Source organism: Myxococcus sp. AB036A, assembly GCF_006547355.1.
In the GTDB taxonomy this organism is placed as follows: Bacteria; Myxococcota; Myxococcia; order Myxococcales; family Myxococcaceae; genus Myxococcus; species Myxococcus virescens.
The window spans coordinates 33,292-50,361 of the sequence record NZ_VHLC01000064.1 but is presented as its reverse complement, the minus strand read 5'-3'; the positions used below and the strand labels follow the sequence as shown (position 1 = coordinate 50,361).

13 protein-coding genes are annotated in these 17,070 nt (G+C 70.3%); 5 read left to right on the top strand and 8 right to left on the bottom strand.

Annotation, left to right across the window (positions count from 1 at the left end; all coding sequences use genetic code 11):
* Positions 1 to 148 precede the first annotated feature (148 nt).
* From FL344_RS24340 to FL344_RS24315, 6 genes are all read right to left on the bottom strand, one after another.
* A complete protein-coding gene (locus FL344_RS24340; protein ID WP_141620194.1) occupies positions 149 to 1,159 on the bottom strand; it encodes an MlaD family protein in 1,011 nt (336 codons plus the stop codon).
* Entirely contained in the window at positions 1,152 to 1,901 is a 750-nt protein-coding gene (locus FL344_RS24335; RefSeq protein ID WP_141620193.1) for an ABC transporter ATP-binding protein, read from the bottom strand. Before FL344_RS24335 ends, FL344_RS24340 begins: the two co-directional genes overlap by 8 nt.
* Positions 1,902 to 1,914: 13 nt before the next feature.
* Positions 1,915 to 2,661, bottom strand: coding sequence for an ABC transporter permease (locus FL344_RS24330; protein WP_141594269.1), 747 nt, complete (start codon positions 2,659 to 2,661; stop codon positions 1,915 to 1,917).
* Complete coding sequence (locus tag FL344_RS24325) at positions 2,658 to 3,431, bottom strand: ABC transporter permease (protein WP_141620192.1); 774 nt, start codon at positions 3,429 to 3,431, stop codon at positions 2,658 to 2,660. Before FL344_RS24325 ends, FL344_RS24330 begins: the two co-directional genes overlap by 4 nt.
* Positions 3,432 to 3,531: 100 nt before the next feature.
* Complete coding sequence (locus tag FL344_RS24320; RefSeq protein WP_141594267.1) at positions 3,532 to 4,230, bottom strand: ABC transporter ATP-binding protein; 699 nt, start codon at positions 4,228 to 4,230, stop codon at positions 3,532 to 3,534.
* Positions 4,231 to 4,251: 21 nt separating this feature from the next.
* Positions 4,252 to 6,195 (bottom strand): putative metal-binding motif-containing protein, encoded by a 1,944-nt coding sequence (locus tag FL344_RS24315; RefSeq protein WP_228565332.1) that lies wholly within the window; start codon positions 6,193 to 6,195, stop codon positions 4,252 to 4,254.
* Between the two features lie 216 nt (positions 6,196 to 6,411).
* Here FL344_RS24315 and FL344_RS24310 point away from each other — a divergent pair, with 216 nt between their 5' ends.
* The 5 genes from FL344_RS24310 (at position 6,412) to FL344_RS24290 (ending at position 14,065) form a co-directional block, all read left to right on the top strand.
* A complete protein-coding gene (locus FL344_RS24310) occupies positions 6,412 to 7,833 on the top strand; it encodes a TolC family protein (RefSeq protein ID WP_141620190.1) in 1,422 nt (473 codons plus the stop codon).
* Between the two features lie 5 nt (positions 7,834 to 7,838).
* Positions 7,839 to 9,026, top strand: a complete 1,188-nt coding sequence (locus FL344_RS24305; RefSeq protein ID WP_141620189.1) for an efflux RND transporter periplasmic adaptor subunit — start codon at positions 7,839 to 7,841, stop codon at positions 9,024 to 9,026.
* Positions 9,023 to 12,154: an efflux RND transporter permease subunit gene (locus FL344_RS24300; protein ID WP_141620188.1), complete on the top strand. Its 3,132-nt coding sequence runs from the start codon at positions 9,023 to 9,025 to the stop codon at positions 12,152 to 12,154. Before FL344_RS24305 ends, FL344_RS24300 begins: the two co-directional genes overlap by 4 nt.
* Positions 12,155 to 12,392: 238 nt before the next feature.
* Positions 12,393 to 13,403, top strand: a complete 1,011-nt coding sequence (locus FL344_RS24295; protein ID WP_228565331.1) for an alpha/beta fold hydrolase — start codon at positions 12,393 to 12,395, stop codon at positions 13,401 to 13,403.
* A 200-nt stretch (positions 13,404 to 13,603) separates the two neighbouring features.
* On the top strand, positions 13,604 to 14,065 hold the full coding sequence (locus FL344_RS24290) for a DUF2267 domain-containing protein (protein ID WP_141620187.1): 462 nt from the start codon (positions 13,604 to 13,606) through the stop codon (positions 14,063 to 14,065).
* A gap of 10 nt (positions 14,066 to 14,075) precedes the next feature.
* On the opposite strand, the gene FL344_RS24285 is transcribed toward FL344_RS24290, so the two are convergent.
* Entirely contained in the window at positions 14,076 to 15,767 is a 1,692-nt protein-coding gene (locus tag FL344_RS24285) for an AarF/ABC1/UbiB kinase family protein (RefSeq protein ID WP_141594262.1), read from the bottom strand.
* A gap of 20 nt (positions 15,768 to 15,787) precedes the next feature.
* Positions 15,788 to 17,068: a Na+/H+ antiporter NhaA gene (gene nhaA, locus FL344_RS24280; RefSeq protein ID WP_141620186.1), complete on the bottom strand. Its 1,281-nt coding sequence runs from the start codon at positions 17,066 to 17,068 to the stop codon at positions 15,788 to 15,790.
* Positions 17,069 to 17,070: the final 2 nt, after the last annotated feature.

Genomic DNA, 17,070 nt, shown 5'->3' with positions numbered 1-17,070 from the left:
GGGCTGGGGGGCTTTCACGGCCCGGGCTTGTACCACCAGCAATGATTTGGTGCGCTCCCAGAATGGGGGGGAGGCCACACCCTGAACAATTGGGCCCGTGTTTGCACGCCTTCACGCTGCGTCCTGATAGGTGCCCGACGCCCGGGCCTCAGTCCTTCCAGAGCACCTTCCACGGGTGCTTGCGGAGGTCCGTCACCAGCATGCGCAGCTCCTCGTAGAGCCTGCCGTCCTGGAGCACCGCGCCCGCGGTGCCCTCGCCGGCCTCGAGCTTCGCCAGCACCCGGTCCGCGCGGGCCGCGATGCTCTCCAATTGTCCTGAGGCCGAGGTGAGGCGCTCCAGCGCGACCTTGACCCGCGCGCCGTCCTCGGGCCCCAGCGGGCCCGTCACGGCCGCCAAGCCGTCCAGCGTCGTCCCGGCGGACTTCGTCAGCCCCGGCAGGTCGCGTCGCACGACGGCCGCTGCCGCCGCGGCATCGTCCAACAGCTGCGCGCCCTTGCCTCCAGGCTGGAAGGCCTCGCGCGCCAGGCCCGCGAGCTGGCGCAAGTCCTTCGAGGCCGCCGCCAGCTCGGACGCGAGCACCTTCACGTCGCCCCGGTTCTCCGTCAGCAACTGGTCCAGCGTCCTCGCCAGCCGGGACACGTTCGCCGCGAGGCCGCGGATGGCCTCCGGGTCCTCCTCCAGCATCTGGGACAGCAGGTCCACGAAGCGGGTGAGCTGCTCGGCCAGGACGTCCAGCCGGGGCGCGTCCGTTCCCCGCACGGCCGTGCCCGCGGGCAGCCGCTCTGGCGCCGAGCCCGGGTTCAGCTCCAGGTAGGGCTCTCCCAGGATGCCCACCGTGGCCACCGTCACGCGCGCGTCCTTGCGCAGCGCGCCCACGGCCTCCGGCGCCACCGCGAGCTCCATCCGCACGGGCAGCGGGCGTCCCTGGGCGTCCCGCCGTTCGGGCTGGAGCTGGATGTCCTGCACGCGTCCCACCTGCACGCCGCCCAGCTTCACGGGGGCGCCCTCCACCACGTTCCCCGTGTGGCCGAAGTCCACCGCCAGCCCCGTCTCCGAGCCCAGCTTCAATTCGCCCATCAGCCACAGCAACAACAGCACGCCCACGATGGCGGCCAACACCAGGGCGCCCACCTTCAGCTCCAGCCGTCGCTCATCCATCCGTCGCGCCCTCCATGAATGGCGCTGTCAGTACTCGCAGCTCGGGCGCGGAGGACTCCAGAAAGCCCTTCGGCGTGCCCAGGTAGGCACATTGCTTGTTCGCCACCACCAGCACCCGGTCCGCCAGCGCCTTCAGCTGCCGGTAGTCGTGGGACACCACCATCCCCCCCAGGCCCCGCGCCTTCAGCGACGCGAGCACCTCTTCCACCTGGCCCGCCGCCTTCCGGTCCAGGCCCGTCGTCGGCTCGTCGAAGAGGAGATAGCGCGGCTTGAGCACCAACGCCCGGGCGATGGCCGTCCGCTTCTTCGCTCCGGGCCCCAGCTCCGGTGGCAGCCGGTCCGCCCAGTCCAGCAGACCCACCTGCGCCAGCGCGGCGTCCACGTCGTCCACGGACGCCGCCGGGTCCGCCAGCCATACGTTCTGCCGGAGCGTGCGCCAGTCCAACAGCGCCGGGCCCTGCACCAGGTAGGGCGCCTGTCGGCGCAGCGGCACCAGCTCGCGCTCGGGCCTGGAGTCCACGCGTTCTCCCCATAGCACCACTTCGCCCGCGTCCGGGCGCAGCAGCCCCACCGCCAGCCGGCACAGCACGCTCTTCCCGGTGCCACTGGCGCCCGCGATGAACGTCAGCTCCTTCGTGGACACGTCCGCCGTGAGCCCCGCAAGCACGCGCCGGCGTCCCTCGTCGAACGCGACGTGCACGTCCCGGAATCGCAGGGCCTCGTTGTCGGGAAGGGGCGTCATGCGCGGGGCTCGCTCACAGGCGCACCAGTTGGAAGGCCAGCGAGACGGCGAGGTCGATGAGCAGGCATCCCAGGCTCGCCGCCACCACGCCGTCGGTGGTGGCCTCGCCCACGGCCTCGGCGCCGCCTCGCGCCTTGAGGCCCGCCACCGCTGCCGCCAGCGGAATGTAGAGCCCGCAGCCCGCGGCCTTCAGGAACGCGGCCAGCAAGTCCCAGCCGTCCACGTAGCGCGGGTCCATGAAGGCCCGCCCGTCCACGCCGAAGGCGAACTGCGCCACCGCCGCCGCGGACAGCGTGGCCGCGATGGTGCCCAGGGTACACAGCAGGGGCACGCCCATCACGCCCGCGAACACCCGGGGCGCGACGAGGTCCGCATAGGGGTCGCCCGCGGACATCTCCAGGGCCTCCACCTGTTCGTTGACGCTCATGGTGGACAGCTCGGCCGCGTGCGCCGCGCCCGCGCGCGAGGCCGTGAGCAGCGCGGACACCGCCGGGCCCAGCTCGCGGATGAGCAGCTCGAAGTACGCGGGCCCCAGCACCGCCACGTTGCCCACGAAGCGCCGTGCCTGGCTGTTGGCGATGGTGACGAGCACCGCGCCGAAGAAGGCCATGCCGGACATCACGAGCCACACGCTGCGCCCGCCCAGCTCGTGGAGCTGCGCCAGGGACTCGCGCCAGGGCACGCCGTCCCGGGTGGAGGCCCGCACCGTGCGCGCCAGCATCACCACCGGCGCTCCGAAGAACGACAGCACGCCGCTCATCCCATCCACCCCGCGAGCAAGGAGGTGAGGGCGAAGTCGAGGACGAAGATGGCCGCGCAGCTGCGCACCACCGCGTTGGCCGCCGCCTGGCCCACGGCGTGTGCGCCGCCTCGAGCGGACAGGCCCACGGTGGTGGACAGCAGGGCGATGGCCAGTCCGAAGATGCCCGTCTTCACCACGCCGCCCAGGAGGTCGAGCGGCCCCAGAAGCTGGGAGAAGGTGCCGAAGAAGACGCGCACCGGAAGGCCCAGGGCGAGCAGGGCGGCCACGGACTCGAAGAGGATGGCCACCGCGAAGGTGACGCCGCTGAGCGCCAGCATGCTGACCTCCATGGCCACCACGCGGGGCGCGACGAGGATGGCGAAGGGGTCCAGGCCGATGCCCCTCAGCCCTTCAATCTGTCCGCCCACCTGCATCAGCGCCAGCTCCGCCGCGTTTCGCGCGCCCAGCCGCGCCGACATGATGAGGCCCAGCAGCAGCGGGCCGAACTCCCACAGCACGCCATAGCCCGCCGCCCAGCCGAGGAAGGCCCGCGCGCCGAAGCGCTGGACGTAGATGCCCGATTGCAGCACTACGATGATGCCGGCCAGCGCCGCCGTGGCCAGCGCGAGCGGCAGGGAGCCGTAGCCGAATTGCACCAGCGCACGGCCCAGCTCGCGGCGCTCCAGTTTCGGCAGCGCCAGCACCGTGCGGCCCACGACCAGGCCCAGCGCGCCGGTTCCGCTGAGCGCGTCCAGCGCCGTTCGCCCGAGCCTCGTCAAGAGCGACATGGCGGCATCTCATCCGGGTGGAGGCTCGGCGGCGGCACGTCTGGGGCCGCGCCCTCCTGGTGGCGCGTCCTGGCACCCTGATGTGTTCGCGCACTTCGCGTCATGCCGGCACCTCGTCCGGAGCATCCTCCCACTCGGGCGCGGGGGGCCCGTCATGAACCAGCCGGCCACTCCGCAGGTACAGCCAGCGGGGCAGGGGCAGGTCCATCGGAGCCTCCGTCGCCACGACCAGCAGCGTGCCACCCTGGGACACGTCCAGGAGCACCCGGGCCACCTGTCGCGCCGTGCCCGGATCCAACCCCGCGAACGGGTCATCCGCCAGCACCACCGACGGACGCGCCGCCAGGGCCCGCGCGATCCCCGCGCGCTTCTTCATGCCGCCAGACAGGCGCTCCGGCAGCGTATCCGCTGCGTCCGCGAGCCCTACCGCCCGCAGCACGTCACTGGCGCGGGCCCGGGCCTCGGCCTCCGGGACGTGGCGGCGGGTGAGTGGCGCCATGACGTTCTCCAGCACCGTCATCGAGTCGAACAGGGCGTCCGTCTGGAACACCATGCCGAACGACGCCTGCTGCTCGCGCCGCTCGGCGGCCGTCAGACGCGCCGCATCCTGCCCATCCCACAGCACGCGGCCCTCCGTGGGCCGCACCAGGCCGGCCAGGGCCTTCACCAACGTCGTCTTCCCCGCGCCCGAGCGCCCCAGGACCAGTGCCTGCGTCCCGGGCGGCAGCGCGCAGCTCACGCCGGACAGGACCTGCCTCGCTCCGTACCGCACCGTGAGGCCGTCCGCGCGCAGGTCCATGGTGTCCGTCCACCCGCCGTCTCAGGGCCGCCAGCGCACGAGCGCGCCGCTGTGGCCCGCCACCCAGACGTCGGCCGGGCCGGTTCCGCTCAGCGCGTTCATGGGGCTGGACGGCGCGAAGGCGGTGCTCCAGGCCGTGCCGTTGAAGAAGTGGATGTCGTTCGTTCCGGAGCTCACGGCGTAGATGGCCTTGCTGCCGAAGGCCACCAGTCCGCGGATGTCCGCTGGGGCCGAGGTTGGCAGGGTGATGGCGGGCTTCACGCTCCACGTCGTGCCCGCGCGCTCCAGGAAGAGGCCTTTGTCGCCCACGGCGTAGACATGGTTCGGTGAGAGCACCTGGATTCCGAAGAGGAACTCGGTCGACCCGACGTTGCCCAGGGCTTCCTTCTGCCACGTGCCGCCGTCCTCCGTGGGGCCGCGCCAGACCACGGGGTGGTTGGTGCCGCCCTGCGCCTCCGCGCCCGCGGCGAACAGCGTCCGCGGGCTGGTGCCGTCAATGGACTTGAGGTTGTCGTTGAGCCGCGTGAGCTCCTCGGGGGCCGCCTGGGTGGGGGCGCCCTCCTCGTAGTTCCAGAGGAGGATGCGGCCCTGGCTGTCCACCGCGTACAGCGCCACGCGGTTGCCGCTCTCGAAGCCCACCATCCCGTTGATGCTGGCGTTCCCGGGGCCATTCACGTTGACACACGCACCGGTGTCGGTCGGCAGCCGGGTGGTGAACTTGCCCGCGCTGTTGCCCAGGAACACGCGGCCGCTGTTCGTCACCCAGGAGGACTTCCACTGACCCGGGCAGTTCGCCACGGGGGTGATCGTCCCGCCATCGACGTGGGCGACGTGGCCGTCGCGTCCCGCGAGCCAGCCCTTGTTGCCGGGGTACGCAGCCACCGTCTCCCAGACAATCGAGGAGGGCGTCGCGTTCGTCGTCGTCCAGGCCACGGTGTCGCAGCCCGCCAGGTCTTCGTCCACCTGTCCGTCGCAGTCGTTATCCAGCCGGTCGCACACCTCGGTGGCCGTGTTCGACACGAAGCGCGAGCTGTCATCACAGTCCGTGTTGTGCTCCACGGCGTCCTGCGGCGGGTTGGCGCACCAGAGCCCCACGGAGGTTCCCGCCTGGCCGTCACCGTCCTCGTCCACGAACCACTCCCGCGGCGTCTCGCTGCTGACGCAGGTCGTCAGCTCGGTGCTCGCGCACTGCATGGACCCAGCGCAGTTCTGCTCGGTCTGGCACGGCGTGCTCACATCAAACGGATCGTTGTCGATTTTCCCATCGCAGTTGTCGTCCTTGCCGTCGCAGACCAGCTCGGCTTGTCCAGGGCGGATGTTGGGGTCCTGGTCGTTGCAGTCACCGGCCTCCAGGACATAGCCCGCGGGAGGCGTGCAGGAGAGGTTGGGCAGGGCGAGCGGGTCGCCGAAACCATCACCGTCCGCGTCGCGGTAGTAGGTCGCGCCACCGGGGGCATCCGCTTCGCCGTTGACGCAGTTGTTGTCCACGCCGTCGCACAGCTCCGTCGCGCCGGGGTGGATGCCCGGGTCGTCGTCGTCGCAATCCGAGCCAGGGAAGGCGCCCTCGCTGGTGACGTAGCCGTCGTCATCCAGGTCCAGGGCGCGCAGGTCGAGCTCCACGGTCGCGGTGCCCACCGCGGGCACCTGCGTGGTGACCTCGTGCTGTGCCACCACGGGCCCGTTGCAGGAGCGCTCGTTGGCGGTCGCGGTGAGCCGCAGGTTCCGGCTCCAGCCCTCGCGGCCCAGGATGGCCACCGTCCGCACGTCGCTGCGGGCAGAAGGCTCCATCCGGACGTTGGCGGTCTCGGTGCGGCTGGGTTCGTCCACGTCCGTGACGGTCAGCGTGAGACAGCCCGGACGAAACGTCGCATACGAGACGAGTACGCGGATGGCCCCGGCATTGGGTGGGTCTTCCTGCTTCTTGCAGCCGGAAACGGAGACCACCACCGCAAGAACGCAACCCATCAGGAATAAACGCATCGGCCGAGCATTCCCGGGCGCTTGGTGGCGCCCGCAATCTTTCTACAGTGAGCAACGGAACCCAGGAGAACCCAACGCCACCCATAGTCTGTCGCGCAGGCCAGCGTCCAGACGCCGAATCGTCATAGCCCCTTCTCTCCCCCTCCGTTTATATGGCGCGCCGACCCGCTTCCCCGACGCCCGAGCCTTCCCCGCCCGTTCATGCATAGACCCCGTCACGCCATCACCGTGCCCCTCTGCGCTTGGCTCGCCCTGACCGCGTCCAGTGCTTCGGGGCAGCAGCCCGCGACCGAGGGGGGCGCACCCGCCGCCTCCGAATCCACGAAGGGTGCCCGCGCAGGTCCTTCGTCCCAGCCTCCGCCCGCGGAAGCCCTGTCCACGGAAGGTGGTCCGCTGACGCTGGAACAGGCGGTGCAACTTGCCGCGAAGCGTAACGAGGTGGCGCTGGCCGCCGAGCAGCAGTCGGAGGCCGCACGGGCCCGGCTGGCTCGGGCCCGGGCCTTCTTCTTTCCAGAGCTGACGGGAACGGGCACCTACACCCGGCGTCTGAATGAGGTGACGCGCGAAGTGGGTGGCCAGACGGTGGTCATCCAGCGCAACAACGCCTTCAACGCCAACTTCGTCGCCTCCCTGCCGCTGTTCGACGCGCGCGGCATCTTCCTGTACCGCGCGGCGCGGAGGGACGGCGACGCGGCGGAGCTGGAGGCCGTGGAGGCGCGCCGGCAGATTGGCTTCGAGGCCGCCAACGCCTTCCTCGCCACCCTGGCCCAGGAGCAGGTGTACCGCGCCGCCGAGCAGCGCCTCGCGTTCGCCCGCCAGTCACTTCAGGACGCGTCGGCTCGCGCCAAGGCGGGTCTGGCCAGCAGCAATGATGTGACGCGCGCGGAGCTGGAGGCGGCCAGCGCCGAGGTGCAGATGTCCAACGCGCGCAACGCCGCGCAGACCACGCGCCTGGAGCTGGGCTTCCTGCTGGTGTCTTCGGTGAAGGGCACCCTGGCCTCGCCGGACGCATTGCTGTCGGACGCCAGCCGGCCGCTGCAGGCCCACGCCTCCCTGGCGGATGGTGCCCTGGACCGCCGGCCGGACATCCTGGCCGCGCGACTGCGGGTGGACGCGCTGGAGGAGAGCGCCAAGGAGCCGCTCGCCCGGCTGTTGCCCACGCTGGGCGCGTCTGCGACCTACCGCCTCACGAACGAGGCCGGACTCGCGGGCCGCACGGGTGACGGCTTCCTGGGCGTCAACCTCATCTGGAACTTCTTTGACGGCGGCGAGCGCTATGCCGAGCGCCGGGAGCGCGTGGCCCTGGCGAGGGCGGCGGAGCTCCAGGTCCAGGCCACCACGCGCCGGGTGGACGTGGACATCGAGCAGGCGAGGGTGGCGCTGGAGAATGCCCAGGCCGCCCTGGCGCAGAGCGACCTGGCGGTCCGCACGGCCCGGCAGAACGCGGAGGAGCAGGGGATTCTCTACCGTCAGGGCTTGTCCACGGCGCTGACGGTGGCGGATGCCTCGCTGCAGCAGTTCGAGGCAGAGGTGGCGTATGCCCAGAGCCGGTTCGCGCTGGGCGTGGCGCTGCTGGGGCTGCGGGCGGCAGTCGGACTCGACCCATTGGGGAAGGAACCGTGAAGGAAATGCGACGCGCAGGAACGTTGGGTCTGGCCGTGGCCGCGCTGGCCCTGGGGGCTGGCTGCAAGAAGGACGCGCAAAGCACCCAAGGCGGAGCAGCGCCGGCGGGTCGCGGCCGAGCCGCCATTCAGTTCCCCGTCGAGGTGGCTCCGGTGGAGTCGCGGGACGTGGAGTACGTGGTGGACGCGGTGGGCTCCGTGGAGGCCTTCGAGCGGGTGCAGATCACCGCCCGCGTGCCGGGCGCCGTGGAGCGGGTGCTCTTCGCGGAAGGGCAGTCGGTGAAGAAGGGCGCGGTGCTCGCGGAGATCGAGCCCGCCCGCTACGCCATCGCCGTGCGGTCCGCGGAGGCCACGCTGGCGCGAGCCCGCGCCACGCTGGTGGAGGCGGAGGCCGGTGCGCAGCGCCGCACCGCGGTGAACCAGGCCAGCCCCGGTCTGCTGCCCGCCGAGCAGCTGGAGACCTTCGAGGCCCGCGCGCGCACGGCGGAGGCGGACGTGGCGGCGGCGAAGGCGCTGCTGGACCAGGCGCAGCTCAACCAGCGTGACGCCTATGTGCGCGCGCCCATGGACGGCGTGCTCCAGACGCGCACGGTGCAGACGGGCCAGTACGTGCAGCCCGGCATCGTGCTGGCCACGCTGCTGCGGCGCGAGCCGTTGCTGCTGCGCTTCACGGTTCCAGCGGCGGACGTGTCCCGCATCCAGCCCGGCATGACGGCGCGCTTCTCCGTCCGGGCCGCGGAGGGTGGCTCTTTCACGGCGAAGATCACCCACGTGGCCGCCGCCGCGGATGATGCCAGCCGCATGGTGCCGGTGACGGCGGAAGTCACCGGTGACGACGCCGAGCGGCTCCGTCCGGGCGCCTTCGCCACGGTGACGGTGCCCGTGGACACGCGCGGCGGCAGTCCGGTGATTCCGCAGACGGCGGTGCGCGCCAGCGAGCGCGGCTTCCTGGCCTACGTGGTGGAGGGCAACAAGGCGCGTGAGCGCGTGCTGGAGCTGGGCCTGCGCACCGCGGATGGCCGCGTGGAGGTCCGTGACGGCGTGAAGCCCGGTGAGCTGCTGGTGGTGCGCGGCGGTGAGGCCCTGCGCGACGGGGCCAACGTGCGCGTGGCGGAGGGACCCAAGCCCACCTTCACGGGTGAGCCCCGGCTGGAGCCGGAGGCCGCCAGCGGCGGCGGAGGCGCCCGGCAATGAACATCACCGAGGCTTGCATCAAGAAGCCCGTCCTGGCGTGGATGATCATGGCGGCCACCATCGTCTTCGGACTGGTGGCCGCGCAGCGTATTGGCATCAGCCAGTTCCCGGACGTCGACTTCCCCACCATCAACATCTCCGTCACGTGGGAAGGCGCCAACCCAGAAGCGGTGGAGAGCGACGTCCTCGAGTTCATCGAGGAAGCGGTGACGCAGGTGGAGGGCGTCACGGCCATCAACTCCACCGCGCGCCAGGGCGGCGGCAACATCACCGTCGAGCTGGACCTGTCGCGCAACGTGGACCTGGCGCTCCAGGACGTGCAGACCAAGGTGAGCCAGGTGCAGCGCCGGCTGCCGCTGGACATCGATCCGCCCATCATCTCCAAGTCCAACCCGGAGGACCAACCCATCCTCTGGGTCGGCGTGTCCGGGCCCTTCAGCCAGCAGGTGGTGAGTGACTACGCCCGCTACCGCGTGAAGGAGAAGCTCCAGACGATTCCGGGCGTGGGCGAGGTGCAGCTGGGCGGCATGCTGGAGCGCAACGTCCGCATCTGGGTGGACGCGCAGAAGCTGGACGCGCTGGGCCTCACGGTGACGGACGTGTCCGCGGCGCTCCAGCGCGAGCACGTGGAGCTGCCCGCTGGCCGCATCGAGACGCAGGGCCGCGAGGTCAACGTCCGCGTCATGGGCGAGGCCCTGGACCTGGAGACGCTGCGGCGCATCATCGTGCGCGAGCAGGGCGGCTTCCCCGTCTACCTGAAGGACGTGGCGCTGGTGGAGGACGGCTTCGAGGACGTGCGCCGCATGGCGCGCATCAACGGCGAGCCGGCGCAGGGCCTGGGCATCAAGAAGCAGCGCGGCGCCAACGCCGTGGCGGTGGCCCAGGGCATCCGGGCCGAGCTGGACAAGATGCAGAAGGACCTGCCGGAGGGGATGCAGCTGGGCATCAACTTCGACTCGACGCAGTTCATCGAGGAGAGCGTCCACGAAATCGAGTTCGAGCTGATGCTCGCGTGCATCCTCACGGCCTTCGTGTGCTGGGTGTTCCTGGGCTCGCTCTCCAGCACGATGAACGTGGTGCTGGCCATCCCCATGTCGCTGCTGGGGACGGTGGCGGTCATCTACTTCCTGGGCTTCACGCTCAACACCTTCACGTTGCTGGGCCTGGCGCTGGCGGTGGGCATCGTCGTGGACGACGCCATCATGGTGCTGGAGAACATCTACCGACATTCCGAAGAGGGGAAGGACCGGGTGCGCGCCGCGCGCGAGGGCACCGCGGAAATCACCTTCGCCGCGCTGGCGGCGACGGCGGCGGTGGTGGCCATCTTCCTGCCCGTCGTCTTCATGAGCGGCGTCATCGGCAAGTACTTCCTCCAGTTCGGCGTGACGCTGTGCGTGGCGGTGCTGCTGTCCTACGTGGAGGCCATCACCCTGGCCCCCGCGCGCTGCGCGCAGCTGCTCAAGACGTCGCGTGAAGGCCGCAGCCGGATTGGCGTCTGGGTGGACCGGGGCTTCGAGAAGCTGGAGCGCGGCTACGCGCGCACCCTGGCCTGGGGCCTGAAGCGGCCGTGGTGGGTGCTGGGCGGGGCGGTGGTGCTGACGGCCTCCAGCGTCTTCGTCTTCCGTGCGCTGCCGGGTGAGTTCGTGCCGTCCCAGGACCAGAGCCGCCTGCTGGTGCGCATGCAGACGGCGGTGGGCAGCAACATCGAAGAGACGAACCGGCTGTTCCTGCGCGCGGAGGAGTTCGCCAGCAGCCGGCCCGAGGTGACGCGCGTCTTCTCCGTCGTCGGCGGTTTCGGCAGCGGCGCGGTCAACACCGGCATGATGTTCGTCAGCTTGAAGCCGCCCGACGAGCGCATGCCGCAGTCGGAGTTCCAGCAGATCCTCCGCAAGGAGTTCAACAGCTACCCGGGCTTGCGCGCGGTGGTGCAGGACCAGTCCCAGAGCGGCTTCACGGCGCAGCGCGGCTTCCCGGTGGAGTTCAGCGTGCGCGGCTCGGAATGGGAGCAGCTCGTGGAGGCCAGCCAGGAGATGCGGGAGAAGCTCCAGGCCAGCGGCAAGGTGGTGGACGTGGACACGGACTACCAGCTGGGCATGCCGGAGCTGCGCATCACCCCGGACCGGGGCCGCGCGGCGGACCTGGGCGTGCCCATCCAGTCGGTGGCCACCACCATCAACGCGCTGGTGGGCGGCGTGCGCGTGGGCAAGTACAGCACCGGCGGCCGGCGCATCGACGTGCGCATGCGGCTCCTGGCGGACCAGCGTTCCAGGCCGGAGGACCTGTCCACGCTGAAGGTCCGGACGGCCAGCGGCGCGCTGGTGCCGTTGTCGTCGCTGGTGACGCAGGAGGAGCGGCCAGCGCTGCAGGCCATCACCCGGCGGGACCGTGAGCGCGCCATCAGCGTCTACGCGAACGTGGCGCCGAGCTCGAACCAGGAAGAGGCCCTGGCGACGGTGGAGCGGCTGGCGAAGGAGTTGCCTGGCGGTGTGCGCGTGGTGGCGGGTGGCGCCAGCGTGGCCTTCCGCGACTCGATGAGCAGCCTGTTCTTCGCGCTCTTCCTCGGGATTGGCGTGGCGTACATGGTGCTGGGCGCGCAGTTCAATTCGTTCCTGCACCCGGTGACAGTGCTCACGATTCTGCCGCTGTCGGTGGCGGGCGCGGCCTTCGCCCTGTTCGCCACGGGCACCACGCTGAACATCTTCAGCATGATTGGCCTGTTGCTGCTGATGGGCATCGTGAAGAAGAACTCCATCATCCTGGTGGACTACGCGCTGCAAGAGCGGGAGCGCGGTGCGGACGCGTTGCAGGCCATGCTGCGCGCGGGACCGGTGCGGCTGCGGCCCATCCTCATGACGTCCACCGCGACCATGATGGCGGCGGTGCCGGCGGCGCTGGCGCTGGGCGCGGGCTCGGAGACGCGCGCGCCCATGTCCATCGCAGTGCTCGGTGGACTGTCCGTGTCTACGGTGCTCAGCCTGCTGGTGGTGCCCGCCTTCTATGTCGTGGCGGACCGCATGAAGACGCGGCTGGGCGAGCGGTTCGGCAAGAAGGACGATGACGATGAGACGCTCCAGCCGCCGCAGCACCCGGGGCATGGCGATGTGCCTCGCCCGGCGGCTCATGGGTGAGCGGCACGTCTGACCGCTTGGGGGATAAGGCCATCGCGGACGTCTTCATGACGCCGCGGTGGCCTTTTCTTTGTGGCGTGATGCCGCAATAGGTCCTTCGTTGAAGCGTTGGTGGATGGCCATGGTCCACCGTTCGTTTCGCGGTCGCAGCGCCTCCTTCGTCAACCGCCTGGGCGCAGGGGGCCTCGGGGTTGTGCTCCTGATGGGAGGTTGTGCCTCCTTCCCGCCTGCTCCGGAGGTGTCTTCCGCGTCGGCTCCGTCGGGCGCGACGCGGCATGGCGCCGACGCGGCCTACGCTGTGGGCTTCACGTCGCTGACTTTCGAGGACGCGGCCCGCCAGCGTTCGTTGAAGACGGTGGTCTGGTATCCAGCGCCGCTGGACTCCCACATGGTGGAGCATACGGCGTCTCCCATCTTCGTGCCCTTCGTCGCCGCGAAGGACGCCCCCGTCTCGGATGCCCGGGAGCGCTGGCCGCTGGTAGTGCTGTCCCACGGCAACGGCGGCGCGGCCATCAACATGTCGTGGCTCGGCGCGCACCTGGCCGCGCATGGCTTCATCGTCGTGTCGGTGGACCATCCTGGCAATACCTACGGAGACACGAGTCCTGAGGGCTATGTGCACGGCTGGGAGCGGCCCCAGGACTTCACGGCCCTCCTGGATGGGCTTTTGAAGGACGCAGTCTGGGGGCCTCGTGTGGACACGGAGCGCATCGGTGCAGCGGGGCACTCCATGGGGGGCTACACGGCGCTGGCGTTGGCGGGCGCGCGGCTCAACCTGTCACCGATCGCGAACCTCTGCACCGCACCTGATACACGCGAGCACCCAGGTTGCGACGAGCTTCGAGACGTGGACTACAGCCAAATCGACATGGCGGTAGCGCGGGCGTCGTACAAGGACTCGCGGGTGCGGGCGGCCTTCGCCATGGCACCGGGGATGGCGGGGACCTACGAGGCGCGGGACGTGGCAGACATCGACGTGCCGGTGACGCTGGTGCTCGCCAAGGGGGACGAACTCATGCCCCATGCACAGCACGGGCTGCATTTGGCGAAGCTGCTGCCCGACGCGACGACGGTGGTGTTGGACGACGCGGCCCACTTCACGTTCCTGCCCGAGTGCACGGAGTTGGGCTTCAAGGTGGCGGCCATGCTGTGCCGGGATGCCATGCCGGGGACGCGCACGGCCTCGCACGCACGTACACGCGTGGAGGCGGTGGCGTTCTTCCAACGGACGTTGGACGCTCTGCGGTAGCGCAGTTCGGCTTCCAGCCCACCGCGCCAGCTTCCATCGGAATGGCCTTCGTCATCCGATAGGGCCGCAGTGGCATGCTTCCTTCCGGGCACCCGCTTCCGGGGACGCACGTCGCGGTGCGGCGTGCCCGTGCCATGTCCACCATGACAAGCGCTGACGGCACGCGGCACGGCCGCACTGGCATCCAAGGAGGCAGCCCCATGGCGGAGCACACCGAACCCCCTATCAACGCCACGCCGGTCAAGGAGCGTGAAGAGCCCGCTGACCTCCAGGGCTTCCTGGACGAACTGGGCAACAGCCGCGAGTTCCAGGTGAATGGCGTGGACGCCCGGATGGGCGCGGAGGCGGTGTTCTGCACGCTCGCGCGGCGCCTGTCCGACGGAGAGGACCTCAAGCTGCTCTGGTCTCTGGGGAAGGGCGGCATTGGCGCCATCCTCGGGACGTGCAACATCCACCGGGGCCCGTCCCACGCGAAGCGCATGGGCCGCGCGGAGTTCATCACCGACGTGGCGGACCACCTGCGCATCCCCGTGGACCAGGCGCTGCGCGTCCTGTCGGTGGTGTTCACCGCCATCCGGGACCGGATTCCAGATGACGAGGTGGCGGCCGTGGCCTCGCAGCTCCCGGCGGACCTCGCCGACCTGTGGCGCCGGCCCGTGTAGCGGCGGCGGGCTACTTGCGCTGGGGCTTCTTGAGGAAGCGGCTCAAGCGCACCTTCCCCAGGCCCCGGCCGCCGAAGAGGTACCAGGTGATTGCCGCGCCGAAGAAGGCCGCGGCCACCGCGATGCCCACCACGCCGAGCACCGGCACGTTGCCGTACATCCACGGCTTGGGCGCGAAGGAGATGAACGCGCCCACGATGAACCCGCACGCGCACAGGCCCATGAAGGCAATCACCGCCGCGCCGCGCAGGTTCTCATTCAGCTTGTCGAACTGATCCGCGCGCACCGTGACGGTGAACTTGCCGGACTCCATGTCCAGCAGGATCTGCGATAGCTGCGTGGGCAGGTCCTGTGCCATGGCCTGGAAGCGCAGCAGCGTGCGCATCAGTCCGCCCTGGAGCTGCATTGGATCGTAGCGCCCGGCGAGCAGCTCCTTGGCGTACGGCAGCGCCACCTCGATGATGTTCATCTCCGGGTACAGGCTGCGCAGCATGCCCTCCGTGGACACGGAGGCCCGGCTGAGCAGCGCGTACTCCTTGGGGATGCGGATGCGGTACTTCACCGCCAGGTCCAGCAAGTCCCTCAGCAGCGAGCGCGTGTCCACCTGTCCCAGCGTCGTGGCCAGGTGCTGGCCGAGCAGCGCCTCGATGTCGTTGCGGAAGCCCACCAGGTTGGCGCGCGCGTCCGGTACGCCCACGCGGTAGAGGATGCGCGCCACGGATTCGCTGTCCTTGAGCGCCACCGCAAGGCAGAGCATGACCAGCGTCTCCTGCATGGGGCGCGACAGCCGGCCCACCACGCCGAAGTCCAGCAGCGCCAGCCGGTGGTCCTCTAGCAGCAGCAGGTTGCCCGGGTGCGGGTCACCGTGGAACAGGCCGTCCTCGAAGAGCTGCCGGAAGGAGGCGTCCAGGATGTTCTGGGCAATGGCCTTGCGCTCGGGTTCGCTCAGCTCCGCGGGGTTGAGCTTCACGCCGCGGATGAACTCCATGGTCAGCACCGTGCGGCTGGACAGGCCGGAGTAGACGCGCGGAATCTTGAGGTAGGGCCGCTCGCGGTGGTTCTCCAGGAAGGCCCGGATGTTGGTGGCCTCGTTGATGAAGTCGAGCTCCTCGTGGATGGCCCGGTCGAACTCATCCACGATGCCGGAGGGCGTGTACACGCCCGTCTCCTCCACCACGGCCTCCAGCAGGCGCGCCAGGCTGCGCAGCACGCCCAGGTCGGAGTCGATGCGCTCGGCGATGCCCGGCCGCTGCACCTTCACCACCACCTCTTCGCCCTCCAACGTCAGCGCGCGGTGCACCTGGGCGATGGACGCGGCGGCCAGCGGTGCCGGGTCGATGGTGGCGAAGAGGCTCTCCACGCTGGCGCCGAGCGAACCTTCAATCTGCGCGCGGACATCCTCCAGGGAGATGGGCTCCACGTGGTCCTGGAGCATGGCCAGCTCGTCGATGTACTCGGCGGGCAGCAGGTCGGCGCGGGTGGACAGCACCTGTCCCAGCTTGACGAAGGTGGGGCCCAGGTCGTTGAGCAGCATGCGGAAGCGCCGCGCGGTGGAGGCGCGCTGGGCCTCCGGAGAGACTTCCACCTTCTCCTTGCGGCCGAGGATGCGCCACAGCCCCGCGCGCTCCGCCAGCTCGCCAAAGCCGTGGCGCGCCGCGATGACGGTGATTTGCCGCACGCGGTTGAGGTCTTGGAGAATCACGAGCGTTCCTGTCCTCTACGTTACGCCGGGACGGCCGGCTTCGCCACGAAGCGCAAGAGTGCGTAGCCCACCACCGCGGAAAGCAGCGAGCCCACCAGGATGCCCAGCTTGGCCTCCGTGAGCAGCTCCGGCTGGGTGGGGAAGGCCAGCCCCGCCACGAACAGGGCCACCGTGAAGCCAATGCCCGCCACCACCGCGACGCCGTGGAGCTGCGGCAGCGTCGCACCGCCGGGCCGGTCCGCCACGCCCAGCTTCAGCGAGCCCCAGGTGAACAGGAAGATGCCCACCTGCTTGCCCACGAAGAGGCCGGCGATGATGCCCAGCGGCAGCGGCCGGAGCAGGTCCGCCCAGCCCATGCCCTCCAGGGAGATGCCCGAATTGGCCAGGGCGAAGAGGGGGACGATGCCGTACGCCACGGGCACGTGCCACAGGTGGACGAAGCGGTTGAGCGGCGGCTCCAGCTCCTCCAGGCGCTCCTCGAGGTAGAGAATCTGCGCGCCCCGCGTCGCCTCATCCATCGCCGTCTGGAGCGCCCGGTCCACGTAGAGGCGCAGCTCCTCCAGCACGTGGCGGCCCGGACGCAGGGGCCGTGCGGGCATGAACAGGCCCAGCACCACGCCCGACAGCGTGGCGTGGATGCCGCCGTGGTGCATCGTGTACCAGAGCGCCGCGCCCGCCAGCGCGTATGCCACGCCGTTGCGCACCTGGAAGTGGTTGAGGCACGCCAGCACGGCGAGCACGCCCAGGGCTCCCATGAGCCAGCTGACGTGGAGCCCCGAGCCGTAGAAGAGCGCGATGACGAGGATTCCGCCAATGTCATCGAAGATGGCCAACGCCGTGAGGAACACGACCAGCCCGTGGCTCACGCGCGTTCTGACCAGCGTGAGGCAGCCAATGGAGAAGGCGATGTCGGTGGCCATGGGGATGGCCCAGCCCGCTTGGGCGGGCGTCCCCTGGTTGAAGGCGGCGTAGATGGCGGCGGGGACAATCATGCCGCCCATCGCGGCGATGAGCGGCAGCACCGCGCGGGAGAAGGTGCGCAGCTCACCCGAGCTCAGCTCGCGCTTGATTTCCATGCCGACGACGAAGAAGAACAGCGTCATCAGCCCGTCGTTGATGAACTCGCGGACGGTGAAGCCCGCGTGGACGCCCGCCAGCCCCACCGCCATACGGGCGTCGAACACGGCGGAGTAGCTGGCGGCCCACGGCGAGTTTGCCCACGCCATGGCGGCCACGGCGCACAGCGCGAGCAGGATGCCGCTGGCTGCCTCCAGGCGGAAGAAGGCCTGGATGGGGGCCATGA